Annotated in this window: 7 protein-coding genes, 1 pseudogene and 1 riboswitch; of the genes and pseudogenes, 6 read left to right on the plus strand and 2 right to left on the minus strand. The window is 70.5% G+C overall.

Features of this window, described 5'->3' with window-relative positions:
* Positions 1–279 precede the first annotated feature (279 nt).
* From H5J33_RS19840 to H5J33_RS19855, 4 genes are all read left to right on the plus strand, one after another.
* On the plus strand, positions 280–1,041 hold the full coding sequence (locus H5J33_RS19840; protein ID WP_030609802.1) for a GntR family transcriptional regulator: 762 nt from the start codon (positions 280–282) through the stop codon (positions 1,039–1,041).
* Between the two features lie 134 nt (positions 1,042–1,175).
* Positions 1,176–1,439, plus strand: a complete 264-nt coding sequence (locus tag H5J33_RS19845) for a DUF3311 domain-containing protein (protein WP_181796273.1) — start codon at positions 1,176–1,178, stop codon at positions 1,437–1,439.
* Positions 1,436–3,064, plus strand: coding sequence for a monocarboxylate uptake permease MctP (gene mctP / locus H5J33_RS19850; protein WP_181796274.1), 1,629 nt, complete (start codon positions 1,436–1,438; stop codon positions 3,062–3,064). Before H5J33_RS19845 ends, mctP begins: the two co-directional genes overlap by 4 nt.
* 127 nt (positions 3,065–3,191) lie before the next feature.
* Positions 3,192–3,698 (plus strand): GNAT family N-acetyltransferase, encoded by a 507-nt coding sequence (locus H5J33_RS19855; protein ID WP_181796275.1) that lies wholly within the window; start codon positions 3,192–3,194, stop codon positions 3,696–3,698.
* Positions 3,699–3,733: 35 nt separating this feature from the next.
* Positions 3,734–3,876, plus strand: a riboswitch (cobalamin riboswitch).
* Positions 3,877–4,057: 181 nt separating this feature from the next.
* Here the strand turns inward: H5J33_RS19855 and H5J33_RS19860 are convergent.
* Positions 4,058–4,324: pseudogene (locus H5J33_RS19860) on the minus strand (hypothetical protein); the annotation flags it as partial.
* 109 nt (positions 4,325–4,433) lie between these two features.
* Between H5J33_RS19860 and H5J33_RS19865 the strand changes: the two are divergent.
* Together H5J33_RS19865 and H5J33_RS19870 are read left to right on the plus strand one after the other, a co-directional pair.
* Entirely contained in the window at positions 4,434–5,006 is a 573-nt protein-coding gene (locus H5J33_RS19865; protein WP_181796276.1) for a helix-turn-helix domain-containing protein, read from the plus strand.
* Between the two features lie 60 nt (positions 5,007–5,066).
* Positions 5,067–5,624, plus strand: coding sequence for a YbaK/EbsC family protein (locus tag H5J33_RS19870; protein WP_181796277.1), 558 nt, complete (start codon positions 5,067–5,069; stop codon positions 5,622–5,624).
* Between the two features lie 25 nt (positions 5,625–5,649).
* On the opposite strand, the gene H5J33_RS19875 is transcribed toward H5J33_RS19870, so the two are convergent.
* On the minus strand, positions 5,650–6,244 hold a 595-nt coding region (locus H5J33_RS19875; protein ID WP_181796278.1), incomplete at its 5' end, for a cation diffusion facilitator family transporter.

A 6,244-nucleotide genomic window follows, 5' to 3' on the forward strand; every position in this document is an offset into this window, starting at 1 on the left:
CGCCCGCCCTCGCGATGCTCGCCCGCCTCAACTCTCCCTCCGCCAGGCCGGCGCGCCCGCCCTCCCCCGTCGCCTCCCCCATGCCGTCCCTGAGCCTTAGGCCCCGTGTCCTCCCCCGCTCACCCGCGCGATGGACTAGACCAACAGCGGGTGCGGCGGTATACAGAGGGGATCACGGAGCGTGCGGGTGAGTGTTGGCACAGCAACCCGTGCCACGATGTGAGCCGTGGCCGATGGGATGTCGGTCGCTTTCGGCATTCGGAGCCGGGAAGGCAGAGAATGAGCACCGACGTCAGCAGTGCGGAGAACGAGGCAGGCACCACCCGTACCGCGCGCGTGCCCAAGTACTACCGCTTGAAGAAGCACCTGCTCGACATGACGGAGACGCAGGCGCCGGGTACGCCGGTCCCGCCCGAGCGCACGCTGGCCGCCGAGTTCGACACGTCCCGGACCACGGTGCGCCAGGCCCTGCAGGAACTGGTCGTGGAGGGCCGGCTCGAACGCATCCAGGGCAAGGGCACCTTCGTGGCCAAGCCCAAGGTCTCCCAGGCGCTCCAGCTCACCTCCTACACCGAGGACATGCGGGCCCAGGGCCTGGAGCCGACCTCGCAGCTGCTGGACATCGGGTACATCACCGCCGACGACCGGCTCGCCGAGCTGCTCGACATCACCGCCGGCGGCCGGGTGCTGCGCATCGAGCGACTGCGCATGGCCAACGGCGAGCCGATGGCGATCGAGACCACCCATCTGTCGGCCAAGCGCTTCCCCGCCCTGCGGCGCTCCCTGGTGAAGTACACCTCGCTGTACACCGCGCTCGCCGAGGTCTACGACGTCCACCTCGCCGAGGCCGAGGAGACCATCGAGACCTCCCTGGCCACGCCCCGCGAGGCCGGTCTGCTCGGCACCGACGTGGGCCTGCCGATGCTGATGCTCTCCCGCCATTCGCTGGACCGCGAGGGCAAGCCGGTGGAGTGGGTGCGCTCGGTCTACCGCGGGGACCGCTACAAGTTCGTCGCCCGGCTGAAGCGCCCGGTGGAGTAACGGCCGCATAACGTCAGGGCGCGTTCGCCGAATCGGTATACCGATATGCGGACGAGGGCTTCCGCTGTCATGACACAGTCACCTAGATTTCCTGCTCATTGCACAGGTGATCAGCGAGGGGACGGAGCCGTGGCATGTCCGAAACGCCTGAAGTGAGACCACCGGTGGTGACACCGGTGAGGGTGATCATCGCCTTGTGTCTCGTCGCGCCCTTCGTGGCGATGCTGTGGGTCGGCTCGTACGCCAAGGTCGATCCCGCGCTCATCGGGATCCCGTTCTTCTACTGGTACCAGATGCTCTGGGTCCTGATCTCCACGGCGCTCACCATGCTGGCGTACAAGCTCTGGCAGCGTGACCAGCGCGCCCGCAAGGATGCGAGCGGGGGTGCGGCGCGATGAAGGACGGCGTCAACGGCGTCGCGCTCGGCGTCTTCATCTTCTTCTTCCTGGCCGTCACGGTCCTGGGCTTCCTGGCAGCGCGCTGGCGCAGGGCCGAGAACGAGCACTCCCTGGACGAATGGGGCCTGGGCGGACGGTCCTTCGGTACCTGGATCACCTGGTTCCTGCTCGGCGGCGACCTGTACACGGCGTACACCTTCGTCGCCGTACCGGCGGCGATCTACGCGGCGGGCGCCTCCGGCTTCTTCGCGGTGCCGTACACGATCCTGGTGTACCCGCTGATCTTCACCTTCCTGCCCCGCCTGTGGTCGGTCTCGCACCGCCACGGCTACGTCACCACCTCCGACTTCGTGCGCGGCAGGTTCGGCTCCAAGGGCCTGTCGCTGGCGGTGGCGGTGACCGGCATCCTGGCGACGATGCCGTACATCGCGCTCCAGCTCGTCGGCATCCAGGCGGTGCTGGACGTGATGGGCGTCGGCGGCGGCGAGAACACCAACTGGTTCGTCAAGGACCTGCCGCTGCTCATCGCCTTCGGTGTGCTGGCGGCCTACACCTACTCCTCCGGCCTGCGCGCCCCCGCGCTGATCGCGTTCGTCAAGGACACGCTGATCTACATCGTCATCGCGGTGGCGATCATCTACATCCCGATCAAGCTGGGCGGCTTCGACGACATCTTCGCCAAGGCGGGCCACGCGTTCAGCCAGGTCAACCCGGCCACCGGCAAGCCGCGCGGGGCGCTCGCGCCGCCGGAGAAGGGCCAGTGGGCGTACGCCACGCTGGCGCTCGGCTCGGCGCTCGCGCTGTTCATGTACCCGCACTCGATCACCGCGACCCTGTCGTCCCGCAGCCGTGAGGTGATCCGCCGCAACACCACCATCCTGCCGCTGTACTCGCTGATGCTGGGTCTGCTGGCGCTGCTGGGCTTCATGGCGATCGCGGCCGGGGTGAAGGTCTCCAACGGCCAGCTGGCCATCCCGCAGCTGTTCGAGGACATGTTCCCGGACTGGTTCACGGGCGTGGCGTTCGCGGCGATCGGCATCGGCGCCCTGGTCCCGGCGGCGATCATGTCCATCGCGGCGGCCAACCTCTTCACCCGCAACATCTACAAGGACTTCATCAAGCCGAACGCGACGGCCGCGGAGGAGACCAAGGTCTCCAAGCTGGTCTCCCTGCTGGTGAAGGTCGGCGCGCTGGTCTTCGTCCTCACCATGGACAAGACCGTCGCCATCAACTTCCAGCTGCTGGGCGGCATCTGGATCATGCAGACGTTCCCGGCCCTGGTCGGCGGTCTGTTCACCCGCTGGTTCCACCGCTGGGCGCTGCTGGCCGGCTGGGCGGTCGGCATGGTCTACGGCACCGTGGCCGCGTACGGGGTGGCCTCGCCGACGCAGAAGCACTTCGGCGGCTCCGCCAAGGAGATCCCCGGCATCGGCGAGATCGGCTACATCGGCCTGACGGCGTTCGTGCTGAACGTCGTGGTCACCGTGGTCCTGACGGTCGTCCTGAAGGCCGTGAAGGCCCCCGAGGGGATCGACGAGACCAAGCCGGAGGACTACACCGCGGACTCCGGCGACCCCGGTGTCCAGGTGGAGCTTCCGCCGGCCACCGCGGGCAGCGCGCACTGACCCACGCGACATCCGCAGCGGGCCGCCGACAGCAGACGCGTCGGCGGCCCGCCGCCGTTGCCGGTCCGGGCGGGCACCCTGTGGAAAACCGCGGCGCCTTGTCGTACCCGTCCCGCACACTCGGTCCATGGACATCGAGATCCGGCCCGCCGTCCCTCGCGAGTACGCCGCCCTCGGGGAGATCACCGCCCGGGCCTACCTGGAAGACGGCCTCCTGGACTTCGGCGAGAGCGACGAGTACCTGGACGAGCTGAGGGACGTCGCGAAGCGCGCCGCCGCCGCCGAGGTGCTCGTCGCCGTCGCGGACGGCCGGCCGCTCGGCTGCGTCACCTTCGTCCCGGACGGCGGCCCCATGGCGGACATCGCCCGTCCCGGCGAGGCGGAGATCCGCATGCTCGCGGTGGACCACGCGGCCCGCGGCCGGGGCGCCGGCGAGGCGCTCGTCCGGGCCTGCGTCGAGCGCGCGAGGGCCACTAAGGGCTGCACGGCCCTCGTCCTGTCCACCCAGCGCACCATGCGCACCGCCCACCGCATCTACGAACGCCTGGGGTTCGTCCGCACACCCGGACGGGACTGGAATCCCGTGCCGGAGCTGGACGACATCACGCTGCTCACCTATGAGTTGACGCTCTGAGACCACCGGGACACAACATCTGGGGGTGACACGACAGCCCGGCACAAGATGTATGCTCGTGCTCGCTGTCGCCGCAGGGGAATCCGGTGCGAATCCGGAACTGTCCCGCAACGGTGTACTTGTGCGCATCCGCGTACGAGCGTCAGTCCGAGGACCTGCCGACAGCGCACCCGGCCGTCCGGCCGGTGTGCCCGACGTCCGGGCCTCGTGGAATGGGCCGGCGGACGCGACGCCGTGCGCGCTCGTGGTCGCCCCCTGCCCTCCGCCAGGCCCCGTGCAGAGCGAGGGAGATCCCCACGTGACCATCGCGCCAGCCGACCCGGCTTCGGTCAGCGGACCGGAGACCGACGCTCCCGGTACACGCCCATCGGGCCGAGCGCGAGGGCCTGGTAGAAGCAGAGCAGGGCCACCGGTCCCGCCAGCCCGGCCGCGAACGCGAACCACAGCCGGGGTCCGGCCTCGCTCCAGCCGCCGGTGGCCAGCACGATCGCGCCCAGCACGACCGCCGCGATGGCCTGCGAGACGGCCACGACCGTCAGCGCCGGGGTGCGCCGGGTCAGCAGTCCGCCGCCGAAGTCCGCCAGCCCCCAGAGAAGGCTGGTGATCAGGGCGAAGAATGCTGTCATGGCCGGCCTCGCAGTACAGTGCGGTGAACGATCGAGTGCAGCTCACCGTAGTTCACTCAATTGAACTTGGCTAACCAGAATATTGAACTTCCCGGATATTGGACTCCATGTGTCGGACCTAGAACTCCTGACCCAGTCGCTGGCGCGCAACGTCAGACACTGGCGCGCGGTACGCGGCTTCACGCTGGACGTGCTCGCCGCCCGGGCCGGCGTCAGCCGCGGCATGCTCATCCAGATCGAGCAGGCCCGCACCAACCCGAGCATCGGCACGGTCGTCAAGATCGGCGACGCGCTCGGCGTCAGCGTCACCACGCTCCTCGACTACGAGCAGGGCCCGAGGGTGCGGATCGTCCCCGCCGAACGCGCCGTACGGCTCTGGCACACCGAGGCCGGCAGCTACAACCGGCTGCTCGCCGGCACCGAGGCACCCGGACCGCTGGAGATGTGGGACTGGCGGCTGATGCCGGGCGAGACCAGCCCCTCCGAACCGCACCCCGGCGGCACGGTCGAGCTGGTCCATGTCACCGCGGGCGAGCTGACGCTCACCGTGGACGGCACGGAGTACCGCGTTCCGGCCGGCGCCAGCGCCTCCTTCGAGGCCGACGTCCCGCACCGGTACGGCAACCAGGGCGAGGAGCCCATGGAGATGGTGATGGCCGTGTCCGTACCACCCGTGCCGTGAGCCCGTCCGTCCCGTAAGACGCCGGTACGGCGGTGCGGCCGGTGCTGTTAGCGTGCGGTCATGCGCGCGCCCATCGGAGACTTCGACACCGCCACCCCGGCCCCGGACTGCCTGGACGAACTGACCGCCCCCGTCGCCGACGCCGTACGCGCCTGGCAGGGAACGGTCCCGTCCGAGCAGATCCTCTACGTCGACACCGACCCGCGCTGGGCCGACACCGCCACCTTCGTCGAGCACTACGGCCGGGACCTGATGGAGCGGTCGGCGAACTGCGTGGTGGTCGCGGGCAAGCGGGGCGGTGAGACCCGGCTGGCCGCCTGTGTGGTGCCGTCCACGGCCCGGGCCGACGTCAACGGCGTCGTCCGGCGTCAACTGGGCGCCCGCAAGGCCTCGTTCGCCCCGATGGAGACGGCGACCGGCGAGACCGGCATGGAGTACGGCGGTATCACCCCGATCGGACTGCCCACCGGCTGGCCGGTGCTGGTGGACTCGGCCGTGATCGACCTGCCCTACGTCGTGATCGGCAGCGGACGCCGGCGCGGCAAGCTCCTGATCCCCGGCAAGGCGCTCGCCGAACTCCCCGGCGCCGTCGTGCTGGAGGGTCTCGGAGTGGCGTGAGCCGCAGCCCGCGCGGTGTCACGGGTCACGCCGTGAGGTGATGGGCCAGGGGCAGATGAGGGTCGGTCTCGCCGGGGGCGGGGGCCGGATCGGCATGGACCAGGGCGGCCGTCAGGTTCGGCACGGCGTGCAGCAGGGCGTGTTCGGCCTCGACGGCGACCGCGTGCGCCTGCCGTAGCGTGGCCTCGGCGTCCACCACCACCGCGAGTTCGGCCCGCAGCCGGTGCCCGATCCAGCGCAGCCGCAACTCGCCCACCTCGCGCACCCCCTCGACGGCCCGCACCGCCCGCTCGGCCCGGTCCACCAGCGCCGGGTCGACGGCGTCCAGCACCCGCCGGAACACCTCCCGCGCCGCGTCCCGCAGCACCAGCACGATCGCCGCCGTGATCGCCAGCCCCACGACGGGGTCGGCCAGGCGCCAGCCCAACGCCGTACCGCCGGCCCCCAACAGCACGGCCAGCGAGGTGAATCCGTCGGTGCGGGCGTGCAGCCCGTCGGCGACGAGCGCGGCCGAGCCGATCTCCCGGCCCACCCGGATCCGGTACCGGGCCACCCACTCGTTGCCGGCGAAACCGAGCAGCGCGGCCACCGCGACCGCCGGCACCTGGGCGACCGGACGC

The organism is Streptomyces sp. WELS2 (assembly GCF_013870595.1).
GTDB lineage: Bacteria > Actinomycetota > Actinomycetes > Streptomycetales > Streptomycetaceae > Streptomyces.

Excerpts from the sequence above, each read along its gene's own strand:
- H5J33_RS19840 (WP_030609802.1), top strand. The coding sequence starts at position 280 with ATGAGCACCGACGTCAGCAGTGCGGAGAACGAGGCAGGCACCACCCGT.
- H5J33_RS19845 (WP_181796273.1), top strand. The coding sequence starts at position 1,176 with ATGTCCGAAACGCCTGAAGTGAGACCACCGGTGGTGACACCGGTGAGG.
- mctP (WP_181796274.1), top strand. The coding sequence starts at position 1,436 with ATGAAGGACGGCGTCAACGGCGTCGCGCTCGGCGTCTTCATCTTCTTC.
- H5J33_RS19855 (WP_181796275.1), top strand. The coding sequence starts at position 3,192 with ATGGACATCGAGATCCGGCCCGCCGTCCCTCGCGAGTACGCCGCCCTC.
- H5J33_RS19870 (WP_181796277.1), top strand. The coding sequence starts at position 5,067 with ATGCGCGCGCCCATCGGAGACTTCGACACCGCCACCCCGGCCCCGGAC.